The following is an 18,614-nucleotide window of genomic DNA, read 5'->3' as shown; positions in this document are numbered from 1 at the left end:
TTACCCCAGATCCCCCAACCGTGCCTGCAACGCTGCAATCGCGGCCAGGCCGGCCGTTTCCGTGCGCAGGATGCGCGGTCCCAGCTGCAGGCCCTGGAAGCCCGCGGCCGCCAGTTGATCACGGTCGCGTGGCGACCAGCCACCTTCCGGGCCGATCGCGATCACGATGCCGCCTGCCGGAGCGGCCGCCAGCGTCGACAAGCGATGTGTGCCCAGCGGGTCCAGGGTCAGCCGCAGCGTATCGGGCGGCAGTGCCGCTGCCGCCTGCGCCAGCGACAGCGGTGATCCCACCTGCGGAGTGCGCGCGCGCCCGGACTGGCCGCAGGCCGAGGTCACCACATTGTTCCAGTGCGCCACGCGCTTCTCCGCCCGTGCTGCATCCAGCTTCACCTCGGTGCGCTCGGCGTTGACCGGAATGATCGCCGCCACGCCCAGTTCGGTGGCTTTCTGCAGGATCAGGTCCATCTTCTCGCCACGGGCGATGCCCTGCAGCAGGGTGATCGTCAGCGGCGATTCGTTGTCGATGGCCTGCACGGCGTCGATGCGCACCTGCACTTCGCGCTTGCCGGCCACGGTCAGCGTGGCGCTGTAGTCATGGCCGTCGCCGTTGAACAGCACACAGGTATCGCCCTCGCGCAGGCGCATCACCCGTACCAGGTGGTTGGCGGTCTCTTCCGGCAGGGTCACGGTCTGGCCGCTGTGCAGCGCCAGGTCGATGGGGCAGCGGGTCACGCGCATGCAATCGCCTCGTCAATCGCCGCCAGCGTGGTATGTGCCAGCAGCTCCAGTTGTTCGTCATCCACGCAGTAGGGTGGCATCCAGTACAGCACGTCGCCCAGCGGACGCAGCACCACACCGCGCTTCAGCGCGGCCTTGTAGGCGTGCAGGCCCAGCCGCATGGCCGGGTCGAACGGTGTGCGCTTGTTGCCATCGCGCGACAGCTCGAACGCCACCACCATGCCGGCCTGGCGCACGTCGGCCACGTGCGGATGGTCGCTGAACGGTGCGGCCAGCGTGCCCATCACCGAGGCGATGCCCCGGTTGCGCACGATCACATCGTCGTCGCGGAAGATGTCCAGCGTCGCCAGCGCTGCGGCGCAGGCCAGCGGGTTGCCGGTGTAGCTGTGCGAATGCAGGAAGGCGCGCTCGCGCGAGTCGTCGAGGAACGCGTCGTACAGGGCCTGCGTGGCCAGTACCGCGGCAAGCGGCAGGAAGCCGCCGGTCAGGCCTTTCGAGAGGCACATCAGGTCCGGCATCACCCCGGCCTGCTCGCAGGCGAACAGGGTACCGGTGCGGCCGAATCCGGTGGCGATCTCGTCGGCGATCATGAATGCACCGTGCGCATCACACAGTTCGCGAACCCGCTGCAGGTACACCGGGTCATGCATGCGCATGCCGCCCGCGCACTGCAGGCGTGGCTCCAGGATCACCGCACAGATTTCGCCCGGATGCTGGTCGAACAGTGTGGCCAGGCCGTCCGCGGCCTGGCGCGCGATCGGCGGCGCTCTGGCCGGGGTCGGCCAGGTAAGCGTCGGGCGAGGGCGCGAACAGCCCTTCGGCCAGCAGCGGCGCATAGACGCGGCGATACAGCGGGATGTCACCCAGCGCCAGCGCGCCCAGGGTCTCGCCGTGGTAGCCGTTCTCCAGCGCGATGAAGCGCGTGCGGCGCGGCTCTCCGCGGTTCTGGAAGTACTGGAAGGCCATCTTCAGCGCCACTTCCACGCCAGCTGAACCGTTGTCGGCGTAGAACACCTTGGCCAGCGGCTCGCGGCCGGGCTGCCGCGGCGCCAGCGCCAGCAGGCGTTCGGCCAGGGTGATCGCCGGCTCGTGGCCGAAGCCGGCCAGCATCACCTGTTCCAACTGCCCGGCCTGGGCGGCAATGGCACCGCCGATGCGCGGCTCGGCATGGCCGAACAGGTTGGTCCACCAGCTGCTGACCGCGTCCAGGTAGCGGTTGCCGTCGTGGTCGAACAACCAGGCGCCCTGGCCGCGTGCGATCGGGACCAGTGGCAGGGTGTGCGGATGCTCGCGCATCTGCGTGCACGGGTGCCACAGCACCTTGAGGTCGCGTTGCCGCCAGTGCTCGACCAGCGGGGAGGGGGTTGGGTCTGCTAGCATTTCGGGCTCATGAACATGTTGCTGCCTGCACATTCTATCGGCCCCGGCGCAGGCGCCGGCCGCCGCGGAGATTCCGCATGAACGATGACCGTGCCGGCCGTCGCTTGCCGATCATCCATCGGATCACCGATGAGGAGAACGGTCCCTTCCAGCGCCAGCACCTGGACCTGGAGTTCTCCAACGGCGAACGCCGCCGCTTCGAGCGGCTGGTCAGCCGGGGGCATGGCGCGGTGGTGGTGGTGCCGATGCTCGACGACGAAACCGTGCTGCTGGTACGTGAATACGCCGCCGGCATGCACCGCTACGAACTGGGCCTGGTCAAGGGCCGGATCGATGCCGGCGAGACCCCCGAGCAGGCCGCCGACCGCGAACTGAAGGAAGAGGCCGGTTACGGCGCGCCGGGTGGATGTGCTGCGCGCGATGACCCTGGCCCCGACCTACATGAGCCACCAGTCGTGGCTGGTGGTGGCGCGCGACCTGTACCCGGAAAAGCTGGCCGGCGACGAGCCGGAAGAGCTGGAAGTCGTCCCGTGGAAGCTGGCCGAGCTGGACCAGCTGATGCTGCGCGAGGACTTCTCCGAGGGACGCTCGCTGGCGGCGCTGTTCATCGCCCGCCAGTGGCTGCAGGGATTGCGATGATCAAACTGACCACGGATCTGCGCGAGACCGCCATCGCCATTGCCCAGGAAGCCGGACAGGCCATCATGCAGGTCTATGCCGATGGCTTCGACGTGCAGCTCAAGGACGACAACAGCCCGGTCACCGCCGCCGACCTGGCTGCCAACCAGGTCATCGAGCAGGGCCTGCAGCAGCTGACCCCGGATCTGCCGATCCTGTCCGAGGAGTCGGCCCAGGTCACGTGGGAGCAACGCCGTCATTGGGGCGCCTACTGGCTGGTCGACCCTCTGGACGGCACCCGCGAGTTCATCAAGCGCAACGGCGAGTTCAGCGTCAACATCGCATTGATCTACCAGGGCGCGCCGGCCTTCGGCGTGGTGCTGGCGCCGGTCACCGGCATCGTCTGGCATGCCATGCGTGGTGAGCTGGCATACCGTCGCCAGGGCCTGCACGACACCGTGCTGCGCACCCGCACGCCGGCCACCGCACCGCTGCGGGTTGCCGCCAGCCGCTCGCACCGCTCACCGGAAACCGAGGCGCTGCTGGCGCGCATGGGCCGCATCGAGACCATCGCGCAGGGCTCGTCGCTGAAATTCTGCCGGATCGCCGAAGGTGGCCTGGATGTCTATCCTCGTCTGGGCCCGACCTCCGAATGGGATACCGCCGCCGGCCAGTGCGTACTGCACGCCGCCGGCGGTGCGGTACTGTCGGCAGCGACCGGCAAGCCGTTCCGCTACAACCGCCGCGAGACCTTGTTGAACGGCGATTTCATTGCCCTTGGTGATACCAGCCTGCCCTGGCGCGACTGGTTGTCCGACTGACCCTGGAGGCCGCATGAGCGCGCATGACACCCCCATCGCCGGCAGTGCAGCCAGCAACGAACTGGAACGCCTGCTGGCGATCATGGCGCGCCTGCGCGATCCGCAGGGCGGCTGCCCCTGGGACCTGGAACAGAACTTCGCGACCATCGCGCCGTACACCATCGAGGAAGCCTACGAGGTGGCCGATGCGATCGACCGTGGCGACCTCGATGATCTCTGCGATGAGCTGGGCGACCTGCTGCTGCAGGTGGTGTTCCATGCACGCATGGCCGAGGAGCAGGGCGCCTTTGCCTTCGCCGAGGTCGCACGGGCGATCAGCGACAAGATGCAGCGCCGCCACCCGCACGTGTTCGCCGATGTCAGCGTCGATGACGCCGACGGGGTGACGCGTAACTGGGATGCGATCAAGCGTGCCGAGCGTGCCGCCAAGGGCGAGCAGGACACCTCCGCATTGGCCGGCATCTCGCGTGGCCTGCCCGAATGGCAGCGAGCGGTGAAGCTGCAGTCGCGCGCGGCCAAGGTCGGTTTCGACTGGCCGGGCCCGTTGCCGGTGCTGGACAAGGCGGCGGAGGAACTGCAGGAGCTGCGCGAGGAGTTCGAGCGCGGCGACATTGCCGGCAATAAGGCGCGCCTGCAGGAAGAGCTGGGCGACCTGCTGTTCGTCTGCGCCAACCTGGCGCGCCACGCCGATATCGATCTGGGTGCGGCGCTGCGCGGGGCCAACCACAAGTTCGAACGCCGCTTCCGTGCGATGGAAGCGCAGGCTGACGCCCAGGGTGGAGCGCTGGCGTCGATGGACCTGGATGCGCAGGAAGCACTGTGGCAGCACGCCAAGGCGGCGGAGAAGGCGTGAAGACGCTCGCGCTGTTCCTGCTGACCGCGCTGGCCGAAATTGTCGGCTGCTACCTGCCGTGGTTGTGGCTGCGCAAGGGCGGCAGCGTGTGGCTGCTGCTGCCGGCGGCGGCCAGCCTGGCCCTGTTCGCCTGGCTGCTGACCCTGCACCCGACCGCCAGTGGCCGGGTCTATGCGGCCTACGGTGGTGTCTACATCGGCACCGCGCTGTTCTGGCTGTGGCTGGTCGATGGCATCCGCCCCAGCCGCTGGGACCTGTTCGGCGCAGCCCTGTGCCTGGCCGGCATGGCGGTGATCATGTTCGGGCCGCGCACGCCCCCGGTGTAGCGTCGAGCCATGTTCGGCCGCTTCGGCTTTTGTAGCGTCGAGCCATGCTCGACGGCTTCCGCTCTTATGTAGCGTCGAGCCATGCTCGACTGCAACTGGGAGGGCCAGTCGAGCATGGCTCGACGCTACAAAGGCAGCGCCACCGGATCATGCACTGCCTTGTCAGAATCGGCCACGCCGTCCAGGCCGCTTTCCCCCCCGGGAAGGCGCATGATGGCGGTGACCACGGCCCCCGGAACACGCACATGTCCCGCTTCGCCAGCTTCCGCGAGTTCTATCCGTTCTATCTCAGCGAGCACCGCCACCCGGTATCGCGCCGGCTGCACTTCGTCGGCAGCTGCGGCGTGCTGCTGCTGGTCGTTGCAGCGATCCTGCGCGGGCAGCCGGTGCTGTTGCTGGCCGCCCTGTTCTGCGGTTACAGCTTCGCCTGGGTCGGCCATTTCTTCTTCGAGAAGAACCGCCCGGCCACCTTCCAGCACCCGCTGTACTCGTTCATGGGCGACTGGGTGATGTTCGCCGACATCCTGCGCGGGCGCGTGCCCTGGTAGCTCCGCTGTGAATGTGGCCTTCACGCGCTATGCTGGGGCCTGGACGTCATAGATAAGGAAAGCAAGATGTTCCCGACCATGTTCTTTACCGTGGTACTGGCCTTCGTGGCCGTGGTGATCCTGTTCAAGGCAGTACGGATGGTGCCCCAGGGCTACGAGTGGACCGTCGAGCGCTTCGGGCGCTACACGCACACCATGACCCCCGGCCTGCATTTCCTGATCCCGATCGTGTACGGGGTGGGGCGCAAGGTGAACATGATGGAGCAGGTGCTGGACGTGCCCAGCCAGGAAGTGATCACCAAGGACAACGCCGCCGTGCGCGTGGACGGCGTGGTGTTCTTCCAGGTACTGGATGCCGCCAAGGCCGCCTATGAGGTGGCCAACCTGGAAGTGGCGATGATCGCCCTGGTGCAGACCAACATCCGTACGGTGATCGGTTCGATGGATCTGGATGAATCGCTCAGCCAGCGCGAGGTGATCAATGCCCAGCTGCTGAGCGTGGTCGACCATGCCACCAATCCCTGGGGCGTGAAGGTCAACCGCATCGAGATCCGCGACATCCAGCCGCCGCGCGATCTGCTGGATGCGATGGCGCGGCAGATGAAGGCCGAGCGCGAGAAGCGCGCGCAGATCCTCGAGGCAGAGGGTTCACGGCAGTCGGAGATCCTGCGCGCCGATGGCGAGAAGCAGGCCACCGTGCTGGAAGCCGAAGGCCGTCGCGAAGCCGCGTTCCGCGATGCCGAGGCGCGCGAGCGCCTGGCCGAGGCCGAAGCGATGGCGACCAAGGTGGTGTCGGCGGCGATTGCCGAGGGTGACGTCCAGGCGATCAACTATTTCGTCGCGCAGAAGTACGTGGAAGCGTTCAAGGAGCTGGCCAGTTCGCCGAACCAGAAGCTGGTGCTGATGCCGATGGAGGCCAGTGGCGTGATCGGTTCGATCGCGGGCGTGGCCGAACTGGCGAAGCAGGCGCTGGCCAGCCAGGACAACAAGGCCGCCGGCAAGCGGCCGCCGCCGCTCGGAGGCTGACATGCGCTGGGAAGTCGTCGGTTGGGGCGCGCTGGCGCTGCTGCTGTTCGCGGCAGAAGCGCTGGCGCCGGGTGCGTTCATGCTGTGGATCGGCATTGGCGCGGCGGCAGTGTTCGTACTGGTTGCGGTGTTCAGCGACATTCCACTGTTGTGGCAGGTGATCGCCTTCGTCCTGCTGAGTGTGGTCTCGATCCAGTGCTACCGGCGCTGGGGGAGGCCGCGGGCACGGCCCAGCGATGCGCCGTTGCTCAACCGCCGTGCCGAGCAGCTGGTCGGCCGGGAGGTGGTACTGCAGCAGGGCATCGTCGGTGGCCAGGGACGGGTCAGCATTGACGATGCGTCCTGGCAGGTGAGCGGTCCGGAGCTGCCTGCAGGTACGTGGGTGCGGGTGGTGGCGGTTCAGGGCAGCACGCTGCTGGTCGAAGCGGTGGCCTAGGGGTTCCCAGCCAACGGCGGAGCCCCTCGTGGTTAGTCGCGGAAGTCGGTTCATGTGTCTGGGTCGGGCGGGTTGGGTTCGCGGGACACGCCGTAGACCCCGCTCCGCGGTCCGGCCCAGCCGCTGGCGGCTGCGCGTTCGGTCGCTTGCGAAGCAGTGCTTCGCAAGCAAAGCGCCCTCACCCATGGGGGCTCGATGGCGCAACGGTCCCGCGAACCCAACCCGCCCGACCCCCGACAGTTTCCGTGCGCGTCCAGCCCACGGAAAAGAAAAAAGAGCAAAGAGCAAAAGCACTCGCTCCGACCCGCCCAGGCCGAGTCAATCCAGAGCCGATGAACTCAGGCTTTGCGCTCTAGCTGTAGAAAGCGGCGCCGGCCGCAGGCCGGCCAAACACCCCGCTGCGCTGCGGCGCGACCTGCGGGCGACCGATCTGGGATAATGGGGATTCTTGTTTCCTCTGCTGCCGGACCCGGTCATGACCCAGAAGACGCTGCTCAACGATACTCACCGCGCCCTCGGCGCCAAGATGGTCGATTTCGGGGGTTGGGACATGCCCATCCACTACGGCTCGCAGCTCGACGAGCACCACCTCGTTCGTCGCGAGTCGGGTGTGTTCGACGTCAGCCACATGACCGTGGTCGACCTGCGCGGTGACCAGGTCAAGCCGTTCCTGCGCCGCCTGCTGGCCAACTCGGTCGACAAGCTGAAGGTGACCGGCAAGGCGCTGTACTCGTGCATGCTGAATCCGCGCGGCGGCGTCATCGACGACCTGATCGTCTACTACCTGGGCGACGATTTCTTCCGCATGGTGGTCAATGCCTCCACCCGCGAGAAGGACCTGGCCTGGCTGCGCGAGCAGGCTGCACCGTTCGGCGTCACCGTCGAGCAGCGCCCGGACCTGGCCATCCTCGCCGTGCAGGGCCCGCAGGCGCGCGACATCGTCATCGGCCTGGCCCGCGAAAGCGATCGCGCAGCGCTGGCCAAGCTGGGCCGTTTCGCCGCCCTGCAGGTGCAGTCCGATGACGGCGTCGAACTGTTTGTCGCCCGTACCGGTTACACCGGCGAAGACGGCTTCGAAATCCTGCTGCCGCAGGACGCCGTGGTCGCGTTCTGGAACCGCCTGCTGGCGGCGGGCGTGAAGCCGGCGGGCCTCGGCGCACGCGACACGCTGCGCCTGGAAGCCGGCATGAACCTGTACGGCCAGGACATGGACGAAGAGATCAGCCCGTACGAAGCGGCGCTGGCCTGGACCGTGTCGCTGGACGAAGGCCGCGACTTCATCGGCCGCGAGGTGCTGGAAGCGCAGAAGGCCGCTGGCACCGCACGCCAGATGATCGGCCTGGTGATGGACGAGAAGGGCGTACTGCGCCACGGCCAGGCGGTGACCACCGCCGGCGGCCAGGGCGAGATCCTGTCCGGCACCTTCTCGCCGACCCTGGCCAAGGGCATCGCCTTCGCCCGTGTGCCGGCCGGTGAACTCGGCGAGGTCACCGTCGACATCCGTGGCCGGCAGGTGCCGGTGCGCGTGGTCAAGTTCCCGTTCGTGCGCGAAGGCCAGGCCCAGCCCGGCGTGCTCGCCGACGCCTGATCCGAAACTGCCGATCGTCACTGACAGCAGTGGCGGCCGGTTGGTTACACTAGCCCCGTTTTTTCCACCCCTGCATATCTCTGGAGCAGTCCCATGAGCGAGATCCCCGGCGACCTCAAGTTCCTCAAGTCCCATGAGTGGGCCCGTGTCGAAGGCAATGGCCGTGTCACCGTCGGTATTTCCGACCACGCCCAGGGCCTGCTGGGTGACCTGGTCTACGTCGAACTGCCGGAAGTCGGCGCCGACGCAAAGGCTGGCGAGCAGATCGCCGTTGTCGAGTCGGTGAAGGCCGCCTCGGACGTCTACAGCCCGATCAGCGGCAAGGTCGTCGAGGTCAACTCGGCGCTGTCCGACAAGCCGGAAACCATCAATGAAGATGCCTACGGCGAAGGCTGGATGTTCGTGGTCGAACTGACCAACGCTGAAGAGGTCAACGAACTGCTGGATCCGGACGCGTATGCCGAAGCCCTGGAAAACGACGACCACTGAGTCGTCACTTCCGGGTTCTGGAACGGCCACCTTCGGGTGGCCGTTTTTGTTTTGGCGAGTGCGTCGGACTCATGACGGCGGGTTCGCTCTGCACCCTCGGCGTGGCATCAGCCGACAGACGAACGGTGCCGATCAGCGTGCGCAGTTTTGCGCAAATCCGCGTTTCCGCCCCGCGCCGAAGCGATCGAATGTGAAAACTTTTCGCCCCCCGTTGCGGCCCCGTTGTGCTGGCGTTGGCGACGGTGCCGGTGACCACCGGCGATGCACGCGCGCTGTTGTCCGGAACATGTGCCTATCTGCGCAGAGTGCTTATTTCAAGTGTTTTTTGTTCAGAGAGCGCATCGACTTCGTCGTATGCGGCGCGCGTGCGCGCCGCTTCAATGGTCGTTGCAGGGCGCGCACGGCGGTGGCGAGGGCGGCGTCCGGGATGGCGCGGATGTGAAAATTTTTCGCGGGGGTTGTTGACAGTAAAAAAAACCGTGATTAGGTTTCGCCTCAGCAGACCTTGCCTGCCCAACCGAGTGCGCAGAATCAATCGTCCGATGCGAAGCAGCCCCTTCAAGACCACCGCGACCCTGATGACGGTGGACATGGCCCCGCTTCCCCCGGAGAAATGCAAGGCAACTCCCGTTCCGATGTCCGCTCCGCCGATCGAGGCGGGCATTGCCGCATCCGTAACGGCGCGCCTGACGCGCCGGCGGTCCCCGCACGCAGCATCCGCGGGTTTGATCCACCTGGGCGTTTCAACTCCCTATCACTGACGAGGAGCCATCCCATGGCAACCAAGAAAGCTGCGAAGAAGAAGCCCGCCGCCAAGAAAGCGGTGAAGAAGGTCGCGAAGAAGGCCGCTGCCAAGAAGGCAGTGAAGAAGGTCGCGAAGAAGGCGACCGCCAAGAAGGCAGTGAAGAAGGCTGCGAAGAAGGTCGCCAAGAAGACCACTGCGAAGAAGGCAGTGAAGAAGGCGGCGAAGAAGGTAGCCAAGAAGTCCACTGCCAAGAAGGCCGTCAAGAAGACCGCGAAGAAGGCCGTCAAGAAGGTAGCCAAGAAGGCCACCAAGAAGACTGCGAAGAAGGCAACGGCCCGCAAGCCGGCCAAGAAGGTCGCGAAGAAGGCAACTGCCAAGAAGGCCGTCAAGAAGACCGCCAAGAAGGCAGTAAAGAAGACCGCGAAGAAGGCGACCAAGAAGGCTGCCCCGAAGAAGGCAGCGAAGAAGGTTGCCAAGCGCAAGCCGGCCGCCCGCAAGAAGAAGGCTGCTCCGGTCGCTCTGCCGGCAACCCCGGCGCCGCTGATCTAAGTACTTCCCGATAGCCGCATCCTGAAACCCCCTTCCCTGACTGCCCAGCGGGGAGGGGGGTTTTTTTATTTCACCATGACTCCAGCACCGAACTTCGCTGGGCTACGCCGTTGCTCGATACAGCAGGTTTATCAATAACTTAGGCAGATTCATCATATGCCGGTGCTTTCTGAAACCTGACCCGGCTTCCACCCGCTTGGCTCCCAACAGGCTCCTGGAAATCGGGTCTTCCGAGGAGTCATCATGGCGAAAATCAAACTCACCAAGTCCGCAGTCGATGCGGCACAAGCCCAAGCTCAGCCCATCGAACTGCGCGATACCCTGGTTCCTGGCTTCTTGTGCAAGATCACCCCGGCAGGCCGCAAGGTGTTCATGCTCCAGTACCGGACAAACGCCGGAGAGCGGCGCAAACCTGCCTTGGGACTGTATGGAGAGCTGACCGTCGAACAAGCCCGGTCGCTAGCCCAGGAGTGGCTGGCGCAAGTGCGCCGGGGTGGAGATCCTGCCGCAGAGAAGGCTGCAGCGCGTCAGGCACCCACCGTCAAGGAACTGTGTATCAAGTTCATGGAGGACTACTCCAGCCAGCGCAACAAGCCGAGCACGCAGGAAGGCTACCAGAGCGTCATTGATCGCAACATCATTCCGATGCTTGGCCGCTTGAAGGTGCAGGATCTGAAGCGGCCCGATGTCGCTTCAATGATGAAGAAGATGGCGCACAAGCCCGCCGATGCGAACCGCACGTTCAGCGTGATGCGCAAGATGTTCAACTTGGCCGAGGTATGGGGCTATCGCCCTGACGGCACCAACCCATGCCGTCATGTACCGATGTACCCCAACGGCAAGGCGACTCACCTGATCAGCGACGAGGAAATGGGCAAGTTGTTTCGCTACCTTGGCCAGTTGGAGGTGGAAGGCCTGGAGCATGCTGTGATCCCGTTGGCCATCCGCCTGCAATTCGAGTTTGCCGCTCGCCTTTCTGAGATCGTCTCACTCCAATGGGATTGGATTGATCTGGAAAACCGGCGGGTGGTGTGGCCTGACAGCAAGACAGGCGGTATGTCCAAGCCCATGAGCGAAGAAGCCTATCGGCTTCTTTCGACGGCGGCTCGCAATGCTACGACGCCCCATGTATTACCGTCTCCGCGTCACCCTGATCGGCATCTGACCGACGGCGAGTATTACAACGGTTGGAGCCGCACTCTCAAAGCTGCAGGCGTGACGCATGTGGGCACGCACGGCATCCGTCACCGTTCAGCGACGGACATTGCCAATTCCGGCATCCCGGTGAAGGTCGGCATGGCGCTGACGGCGCACAAGACCGTGGCGATGTTCATGCGCTACGTCCACACAGAGGACAAACCGGTGCGCGAAGCGGCTGATTTGGTGGCAAATCGGCGCAAGACGATCACAGGCGTATCCCGCGCTGCGGAGGCGACGGCGTGACCGGCGACCATGCTCCCGCCTTGCCAGCCCCGATTGTCGTGTTGCTATCACGACAATCGGGTGTGCCGCCCCTTCCGGGGCGGCCTCACCGCGCCAACTTGAAAAGTGTACCCGTTACGGGTATAGTTTGGAGGTCGATATGACGCCCATCCTCAAGCGCAAGGACTTTGCTCGGTGGCAGTCGGGCGAGAAGCTGCCCGATGCTGCCTTGTGCAAGGCAGTTCAGGAGATGGAAAGCGGTCTGATCGACGCGGACTTGGGAGGCTTCCTCTACAAGAAGCGGGTGGCCCGCCCTGGCGCAGGCAAGAGCGGCAGCTATCGCACGTTGCTGTCGGCCAAGATTGGCAGCCGCTATGTGTTCCTGCATGGGTTCCCTAAGAGCGACAAGGCGAACATCACGCAGGACGAGAAGAAGGCGCTGCAATTCGCCGGCAAGGTGTTCTTGGAACTGCCTGCCGAAGCCTTGTCGAAGGCGTTGCAGTCGGGTGTTTTACTGGAGGTGCATTGTGAGCAAGATCATTGAATCGCTGCGCGGCGACCTGGCGGCGCTCCACGAAGCCGGAGCGATCAGCAAGGTGACGATGCGCGAGTTCGACGCGATTTGCCCGCCGCCAGTGCGGGAGTTTGGCGCTGCTGACATCAAGCGCCTGCGTGAAGCCTTGAAGTTCAGCCAGCCGGTGTTTGCGCTGCACCTGCATACCTCGGCCTCGACTGTGCGCAAGTGGGAGCAAGGCGAAACCCATCCCACCGGCCCGGCACTCAAGCTGCTAAACGTCATCGCCGACAAGGGCTTGCAGGCCATCATCTGATGCCTGACGAGGGAGATAAACATTGGCGACGCGAATTGATCCTTTCAGCTCACAGCATCTTGAAGCCGCTTGCCGTGTGCTTGCAGATACCGAACGGGGCCTGAGTGGAACGCAGATCGAGCGCTTGTTGCAAGAAATCGAGGTTGCCGACACGTCGCCCGGCATTACCAAATGGAAGCGGTTGTTCAATGCGCTGGCTGGCGCGCAAAACCGGCACCAGATCGGGAACCATCTCATCATGTTCATCAATCGCGCTATGAACCCGGTGAACTACGCCCGCGACCCCGTGACATTCACTTGGCGGCGCGACGAACTCAATGTCGTCCTGGCCTTCTCCGGTTTCTACATGCGCGAAGACGGCAAGGTCGGGCATGCCGACAAGGCCACGACGCTCGATGCCGCGCGCCCGTGCAGGACGACTCAAGGCCGCACTGGAAAGCCGTGTCGTTCATGCGGAAGTGCTGAGCTACTGCCGCGCCGAGTTGCTGGACGAAAACTACTTCCATGCCGTGTTTGAGGCAACGAAAGGCGTTGCAGAACGGATTCGCCTGCTATCAGGCCTGAACAGCGATGGCGCGGATCTGGTGAACAAGGCATTCGCGGGCCAGCAGCCTGTTCTCGCTTTGGGACCACTCGCCACCGAGTCCGAAAAAGCGAGCAGAAAGGCTTTGCCAACCTGCTGATCGGACTGTTTGGTGCTGTGCGCAATCCGCTGGCCCATGCACCCAAGACGAATTGGCCCATGTCCGAACAGGACGCGCTGGACATCTTGACGCTGGTATCGCTGATTCACCGCAAGCTGGATGGCACCACGAAGTTCGCTGCCGCATCGCAATAGGGGCAAGACAGGAATGGACGAGGCGATCGTTGTCTTCTCTCGAAAAGGAATTTTCCAGACCACGATCGCTGCGCGCGACGTTCGCAGCCGGGAGCATGCGCGCAAGCTTTGGCCTCTAGTGTCTCCCGGCGCATCGCGGCAGATGGTGACATGGGTTAGCCCTTCCTTTGAAAGTGGGAAACTGCGTCGGCGATCCCATTTTCGTGTGCTTCCGACTCAGCACGCCTTTAATCCCAAAGCGCACTTTGACGATGAAGAAGCCAGTCGGTGGCACGCTGTCCAGGAAAGTCCCGAACACCGGCGGGCAAAAGAACTTGTCGCGGCCGAGCTCTCCCGGCGCTTGAGTGCCGGGCTTGCGATGCCCTGGGCGTTCAAGGATGCGGATGCGTCGGACTATCCGTTGGAAGGCAACATGTTGCTCGGTGCCGACCAAGTGGCAACCGAGCATCCTCTGGAAACGCCATTCGGCAGCAAATTCCGGCTCGACGTTGCCGTGCTTGGGCCACCTGTTCAAACCGAGCCGATGGTACTGGGTGGCGTTGAAATCGAACTCGGCCACGCCTTCGACGGGCGCAAGGCACTAATCGGGAAGTCGCTCGGATTTCCGCTGATTTCCATCGACATCACCGAAATGGTGCTGGACGAACTTACGCCCGAGTGGGCACAACGGGTACTAACCGCAACCACGCAGAGCCACGAGCAAGGACGCCGGCAAACCTACATCTATCTCCACGATCTGTTGTACCCCCTCTACGCGCAATTGCCGGCGTTTCTGGATGACGAGCAACGCCATCAGTTCCTTGTGTTCGCCGACGATCAGACCCTGAACAAGTTGGTGCGCTGGATGAACCTGCTCGCCGAAAAGCTGGAGTACTCGAAGGGTACGGTCGCCGTTGCGCTGGTCAACGGCAAGAACGAGCAGTCGCGCAAGATGCTTGAACGCGCGGGGCAGGTCGTTGGCCCTGACTGGAGTGAGTTCAACGCCCAGCGATGCCTTCGGCTGACCCTCCCGCGCCCCAGAAGCCCGGCGGACCTCCAGGCCCATCGCTTCCACATGACGATGGCGCGCATCCTGCTGTCGCACACGGATGCGCTCGTTGGCTACAAGTATTGCAACGGCGTGGACAACCACCACCCCGAAGAGGACGTGTGGGTGGCGCACCGCTGGATTGCCGATCTGAAAACCCATACCCAGCACCGTGTATTGCCGAAGCGGCTGGCCGAGCCGATCAACAGGTTGATCGCGGTGGTTTCAGATCTGCACCGCAATCATGTGGAAACAAGCCAAGAGGCGTGACGACCTTTCCGCCTCGCGCGGTCCTGATGAACCGATTCCAGAAGGCAATACTGCCGCGTTGCTGCTGGCTTGGCTCGTGATCGCTCGCCTGATTCTTGTGCGCTTGATCCAATTGGCTCAGGCTGGAGCGACCTGCACGCCAGCTCCTGCGGGAATCGGCGGCCCTGCTTTGCGCTTCTTGGCGGTTTCTTCCGAACGCTTGTGAACCTGTGCACGCCAGCTCTCCAGCGCGAGGATGTCTGTGAGCAGTTCGTCTGGATCAGGAATAGCAACACCGCCCATCATCGCTTTGTCATGGGCATAGTTGGAGCACTTGCTCATTCCCGCGTTGACCTGCGCGTAGTCATCGTCGCCCACACTCACGCCGACGAGCCGTTGTGTCTCCACACCTTTTCGGAAGCGGAGAATGACTTCTCGCAGGAGGACTTCTTCCACCGCGCGTTCCCATGCCATGCGCAGGCGGAAGTACGCATCAACCGTCTGCCTTTGATGTTCTTGCTCGTTGCCTTCCTTGTGCAGTTTGGCGATTGCTTGCTGCTGTGCTTTCAGCACCCCGATGCGCTTGCTCGCGTTCTTTCCTTCGAACGGCAATTCCGGGTCGGCTATGCCGAAGCCTTCAGCACGCCGCGTCAGGCTCTGCGTGACCACTGCCGCACCCACTTGCTTTGCTTCTTCGGCTAGCAGACAGAGGAAATAGATGTCGTGCGTGAAGATGATGACCTGCCGCTGCACCGCTTCAGCGGCCAGGCGCTTGGCCACGCGCTCGCGCCGACGATGATCTAGGGACGAGACTGGATCGTCGAAGACGATTCCGCCTTTCCCACCGCTCAATCCCACCTCGGCGAGGAACGAGCCGATCGCAATGGCACGCTGCTCGCCTTCGCTCAGAATCTCACCCGGACTACGAACCTGCGGCAGTTGCAGTTTCAGCTTGTGCAGCGCCTTCCCTCGGTCGGCACGGCTTTGCAGCGAAACTCTCAAGCTCCCTACGCCCAGTGCTTTGAATTCCCAGTTCAACGCATCGGCCAGTTCCTTGGAGACCACCTTTTCCGCGAGTTCCGATGCTTTGAGGGATATAGCGTTTGTCCTGACCGCAGTCAGGCAGTTCTTCAGTTTCCCTTGGTGCACCAACTTCGTCACTGCCGTAGCCACGGCCTCCTTAACTTGACTGAGTTTTACGCGCGCATCCAACTCGCCTAGTTGCTTCTGCAACACAGCGCGAGCTTCTTCATTCGAGGCTCTATCCAGGGCCTCCGCCTCCGCATTCAATTTGTCAGCGAGCACCTGTAGTCGATCCGCTGGGCTGACCAGGGCCTGATCCAGTCCCGTCCAGTCATGCGAGACGACCGCTGCCTTGATTGCTTCGTGCCGCGCCGACAGTGCGGCCTCGAAAGTCTTGGTGTCGGCCACTAGCGGTGAGTCGATTTCCGCTACTTCCGCCTGCGTCGCCTCATCAAAGTTCAACACCATGACGGAGGCCGCAAATGGGCGGTAGTCGGCGGCAAGCGCTTGGCGCCGCGCTTGCGCCGTCTTTTCCGCTTCCGCTTGTATGAACGCCTCGAATCGCAGCAACCGTTCTGCGCCCGCAGCCAGAGGCTGCTGACACAACGGGCATGCGGCATCCGTCCCCAAGTCAGGGAACTGTTTATCTGGATGAGCTTCAAGCGCGAACTTCCGGGCGGCATCAAACAATTCCCGCCACGCCTCTCCGCCAGTCCCCGGCAGCAGATTTTCGCCCTCCTTGAAATTCTTCGCTGCAAGGGCGGCGGCGACCTGTGCTGTACGGAAGCTATCAGCCAGCGCCTTCAACTTGGCGATGGCTTCGGGGCCGACGACAAGTCCTTTATCGGCTGCATTCTTGGCGATCGCCGCAATGCGGCGTGCGCGCAAACGCAAGAGACCGGCTTTCTCCTTCGGGTTGTTCTCTTTGAGGCTTTTCTCCAGCGTTTCCCGCTGCTCAAGCTCTTCCTGCTTCAAAGTGGCAAGTGCCTCAATCTGAGCCGTGGTCGTTTTCGCGGAGAGCCCCGTGATCAGCTTGCCGACGGCTGTTTCGCCGTGCAGCGGGGCGAATACGGCGAGGTCTACAGCCGACTGCTTGTGTTCCTGCTCAACGGAGTTTTTAAGCTGTTGACAGACCTTGGCGAGCGTCTCGAATACTTCAAGACCATACGGCACGTAGGAGAAGTCATCCTCACTATCCAAATATGCCCGGGCGCAATGCGCGTCGAAGATAGCGAATGAAGAAAGCTCTGGTGGAGCCTCTTTCCCTTGGTGCCAAGTCACTTCCTTGACGGCACCGTCAATCGTGATATCGAAGGATGCTTGAGCATTACCTGCCTTGGCCCCGGGCAGATTGGCATTGGGATGAATGGGCTCGGACTGATCGCGAGCGCGGCAGGCACGCTTAAGAACGCGCGAATATCCTGACTTGCCGGATCCGTTGTCGCCATAAATGACAGTCATGCCCGCCGAACCCACCGCCAACTGCTGATTCTCGGCAATTGCGTTGACGTTAAGCAGATTCTTGATGGCCCGCAGCTCGATGTGCGTGGTCGCCTTAACCTTCGCTGGGATCTGGTCGGCGGTTAGTGGCTGAGGTTGACGATTCTTTGGGTCAGGGATTCCGTGTGCCAGCTTGAGCAAGGCATACAAATCCTCGTAGTCCTGCGGTGTCAGTGTTTGTTTCGCCAGCAAGCGAGAAATTGCATCGCTCTGCCACGCGGGAATTCCCTGGGTCCAAACCAATATCTCTTGCAATATAGCCATGACCGTCTCCCTGCCTCAGTATTTTCCTTGATATGACGTTATTTTAACGATCTGTTGCATTTCATTGTGGCAATTCCGCAGTGCGATAGCGTCCCGGCCTACCGCCGTCGGGTTCACGGGCTGCGCCCCGCGCTTGGTGCCAAATCGCGGCCATCCGGCTTTGATCCCTTGTATCTTCCATTCCACGTGATCGGAGGGCCGTTCACGCCCGGTGCCGTTTGGCACCGGTGATGGGCCGCAGCATGTAGCTCGTTATCCCTCGGTGCTTCCAAGCCCGTGCGTCAGTCCTGAGCGCATGTCTGCGACTGGTCTCTGCAAGCCCGAACAGTTGCAGGAACCACATTCGCATTTGCAAGGATGGGGCATAGAGATCATGGCCAATGGAATAGTCGTCGGTATCGATATCTCGAAGAACACACTTGATGTAGCCATCGGGAGGGATGGCGCAGCCACCGTTTTCAGTAACGACCAAGAGGGCCACCAGGCCCTGGTGGCAGTGCTGAGGAGACAACCAATTTCACTCGTCGTCATGGAGGCCACTGGCCGCTACCAATTTGCCTGTGCCTGTGCCTGCGCCCCGCAAGCCGCAGGATTCCAGGTGGCGGTAGTCAATCCCAGACAGGCGCGAGATTTCGCGAAGGCGATGGGCAGGCTGGCAAAGACGGATCGCGTCGACGTGCTGATGCTGGCAGAGCTGGCCGAAGTGATCGACAAACGCCCAGACCGGGATCGCCTCACCAGGCCGATGGCAGATGAGACGCAGCAGCGCCTGCATGCGTTGGTGACCCGTCGGAGGCAGCTTGTCCGCTTGCAAGTCAGTGAACGTCAGCGCAAGTACGCCTCTCACTCGGATGTGCAGCCTGGGATCATCGAACTGATGAACATCCTGAAGCGCCAGGTTCAGGACATCGACGCGAGCATCGCAGCGCATCTCGCCAAATATCAAGTCAGTCTGACGAAGCTCTTTCAGAGCGTCAAAGGCGTTGGGCCGGCGACTACGGCTGCGCTGATCTCCGAGCTTCCAGAATTGGGGCAGCTCAAGGCCAAGCAGATCTCCTCACTGGTCGGCGTCGCGCCAATGAATCGGGACTCGGGCCAGTCACGCGGCAAGCGAATGATCTGCGGTGGTCGGGCAACGGTGCGCAGCGCCCTCTACATGGCGGCAATCGTAGCCATGCGGCACAACCCTCTGATCCGAGCCTGCTATGAGCGGCTGGTGGCGGCAGGCAAGCCCAAAGAGGTCGCCATCGTGGCTTGCATGCGCAAGCTGCTGATCATTCTGAATGCCATGGTGAGAACCGGCAGGCCTTGGAAAGAAACGGCGGCAACTGCCCAGGACGATGC

Annotated in this window: 17 protein-coding genes and 4 pseudogenes; 16 read left to right on the top strand and 5 right to left on the bottom strand. The window is 63.2% G+C overall.

What is annotated here, in order from left to right:
* Positions 1-738 (bottom strand): 16S rRNA (uracil(1498)-N(3))-methyltransferase, encoded by a 738-nt coding sequence (locus ACZK2V_RS17820; protein WP_201117107.1) that lies wholly within the window; start codon positions 736-738, stop codon positions 1-3.
* A pseudogene (gene bioA, locus ACZK2V_RS17815) lies at positions 729-2,118 on the bottom strand (adenosylmethionine--8-amino-7-oxononanoate transaminase). Before bioA ends, ACZK2V_RS17820 begins: the two are co-directional and overlap by 10 nt.
* Before the next feature lie 77 nt (positions 2,119-2,195).
* Here bioA and nudE point away from each other — a divergent pair.
* The 9 genes and pseudogenes from nudE (at position 2,196) to gcvH (ending at position 8,823) form a co-directional block, all read left to right on the top strand.
* Positions 2,196-2,757 (top strand): annotated as a pseudogene (gene nudE / locus ACZK2V_RS17810) (ADP compounds hydrolase NudE).
* Positions 2,754-3,557 (top strand): 3'(2'),5'-bisphosphate nucleotidase CysQ, encoded by an 804-nt coding sequence (gene cysQ, locus ACZK2V_RS17805; RefSeq protein ID WP_006385123.1) that lies wholly within the window; start codon positions 2,754-2,756, stop codon positions 3,555-3,557. The pseudogene nudE and the gene cysQ overlap by 4 nt, the downstream one beginning before the upstream one ends.
* 13 nt (positions 3,558-3,570) lie before the next feature.
* Positions 3,571-4,410: a nucleoside triphosphate pyrophosphohydrolase gene (gene mazG / locus ACZK2V_RS17800; RefSeq protein WP_049422149.1), complete on the top strand. Its 840-nt coding sequence runs from the start codon at positions 3,571-3,573 to the stop codon at positions 4,408-4,410.
* Positions 4,407-4,736, top strand: a complete 330-nt coding sequence (locus ACZK2V_RS17795; RefSeq protein ID WP_032130110.1) for a YnfA family protein — start codon at positions 4,407-4,409, stop codon at positions 4,734-4,736. The genes mazG and ACZK2V_RS17795 overlap by 4 nt, the downstream gene beginning before the upstream one ends.
* Before the next feature lie 245 nt (positions 4,737-4,981).
* On the top strand, positions 4,982-5,284 hold the full coding sequence (locus tag ACZK2V_RS17790; protein ID WP_049422150.1) for an Mpo1-like protein: 303 nt from the start codon (positions 4,982-4,984) through the stop codon (positions 5,282-5,284).
* Between the two features lie 66 nt (positions 5,285-5,350).
* Positions 5,351-6,310 carry an SPFH domain-containing protein gene (locus tag ACZK2V_RS17785; protein ID WP_005410704.1) on the top strand — a complete coding sequence of 320 codons (960 nt, stop codon included), beginning with the start codon at positions 5,351-5,353 and terminating at the stop codon, positions 6,308-6,310.
* Position 6,311: 1 nt separating this feature from the next.
* Complete coding sequence (locus ACZK2V_RS17780) at positions 6,312-6,746, top strand: NfeD family protein (protein ID WP_154264209.1); 435 nt, start codon at positions 6,312-6,314, stop codon at positions 6,744-6,746.
* A 475-nt stretch (positions 6,747-7,221) separates the two neighbouring features.
* Positions 7,222-8,334 carry a glycine cleavage system aminomethyltransferase GcvT gene (gene gcvT, locus ACZK2V_RS17775; protein ID WP_125895566.1) on the top strand — a complete coding sequence of 371 codons (1,113 nt, stop codon included), beginning with the start codon at positions 7,222-7,224 and terminating at the stop codon, positions 8,332-8,334.
* Positions 8,335-8,427: 93 nt separating this feature from the next.
* On the top strand, positions 8,428-8,823 hold the full coding sequence (gene gcvH, locus ACZK2V_RS17770; RefSeq protein WP_005410701.1) for a glycine cleavage system protein GcvH: 396 nt from the start codon (positions 8,428-8,430) through the stop codon (positions 8,821-8,823).
* Positions 8,824-9,115: 292 nt separating this feature from the next.
* Here gcvH and ACZK2V_RS17765 read toward each other — a convergent pair whose 3' ends face one another.
* Positions 9,116-9,487 carry a hypothetical protein gene (locus ACZK2V_RS17765; RefSeq protein ID WP_148099972.1) on the bottom strand — a complete coding sequence of 124 codons (372 nt, stop codon included), beginning with the start codon at positions 9,485-9,487 and terminating at the stop codon, positions 9,116-9,118.
* Positions 9,488-9,598: 111 nt separating this feature from the next.
* Here ACZK2V_RS17765 and ACZK2V_RS17760 point away from each other — a divergent pair, with 111 nt between their 5' ends.
* The 4 genes from ACZK2V_RS17760 (at position 9,599) to ACZK2V_RS17745 (ending at position 12,369) form a co-directional block, all read left to right on the top strand.
* Positions 9,599-10,117, top strand: coding sequence for a hypothetical protein (locus ACZK2V_RS17760; RefSeq protein ID WP_032130057.1), 519 nt, complete (start codon positions 9,599-9,601; stop codon positions 10,115-10,117).
* Between the two features lie 243 nt (positions 10,118-10,360).
* On the top strand, positions 10,361-11,560 hold the full coding sequence (locus tag ACZK2V_RS17755; protein ID WP_028624267.1) for a tyrosine-type recombinase/integrase: 1,200 nt from the start codon (positions 10,361-10,363) through the stop codon (positions 11,558-11,560).
* A gap of 139 nt (positions 11,561-11,699) precedes the next feature.
* The gene (locus tag ACZK2V_RS17750) at positions 11,700-12,083 is read left to right on the top strand and encodes a type II toxin-antitoxin system RelE/ParE family toxin (RefSeq protein ID WP_028624268.1); all 384 of its coding nucleotides are present in this window, start codon (positions 11,700-11,702) and stop codon (positions 12,081-12,083) included.
* The gene (locus ACZK2V_RS17745) at positions 12,067-12,369 is read left to right on the top strand and encodes a helix-turn-helix domain-containing protein (protein WP_028624269.1); all 303 of its coding nucleotides are present in this window, start codon (positions 12,067-12,069) and stop codon (positions 12,367-12,369) included. The genes ACZK2V_RS17750 and ACZK2V_RS17745 overlap by 17 nt, the downstream gene beginning before the upstream one ends.
* A gap of 49 nt (positions 12,370-12,418) precedes the next feature.
* On the opposite strand, the gene ACZK2V_RS17740 is transcribed toward ACZK2V_RS17745, so the two are convergent.
* Positions 12,419-12,742 (bottom strand): hypothetical protein, encoded by a 324-nt coding sequence (locus tag ACZK2V_RS17740; RefSeq protein WP_486323357.1) that lies wholly within the window; start codon positions 12,740-12,742, stop codon positions 12,419-12,421.
* Here ACZK2V_RS17740 and ACZK2V_RS17735 point away from each other — a divergent pair.
* Together ACZK2V_RS17735 and ACZK2V_RS17730 are read left to right on the top strand one after the other, a co-directional pair.
* Positions 12,687-13,207: pseudogene (locus ACZK2V_RS17735) on the top strand (TIGR02391 family protein). The gene ACZK2V_RS17740 and the pseudogene ACZK2V_RS17735 sit on opposite strands and share 56 nt — an antisense overlap.
* A gap of 13 nt (positions 13,208-13,220) precedes the next feature.
* On the top strand, positions 13,221-14,504 hold the full coding sequence (locus ACZK2V_RS17730) for a hypothetical protein (RefSeq protein WP_028624271.1): 1,284 nt from the start codon (positions 13,221-13,223) through the stop codon (positions 14,502-14,504).
* A gap of 117 nt (positions 14,505-14,621) precedes the next feature.
* Here the strand turns inward: ACZK2V_RS17730 and ACZK2V_RS17725 are convergent, their stop codons facing one another.
* Positions 14,622-17,270 (bottom strand): AAA family ATPase, encoded by a 2,649-nt coding sequence (locus tag ACZK2V_RS17725; protein ID WP_028624272.1) that lies wholly within the window; start codon positions 17,268-17,270, stop codon positions 14,622-14,624.
* A 373-nt stretch (positions 17,271-17,643) separates the two neighbouring features.
* Between ACZK2V_RS17725 and ACZK2V_RS17720 the strand changes: the two are divergent.
* Positions 17,644-18,591: pseudogene (locus tag ACZK2V_RS17720) on the top strand (IS110 family transposase); the annotation flags it as partial.
* Between the last annotated feature and the right edge of the window lie 23 nt (positions 18,592-18,614).

Source organism: Stenotrophomonas sp. 93052_Sma (assembly GCF_056481145.1).
Note: the sequence above shows the minus strand (reverse complement) of the source record. Positions and strands in the feature narration are given on the sequence as shown.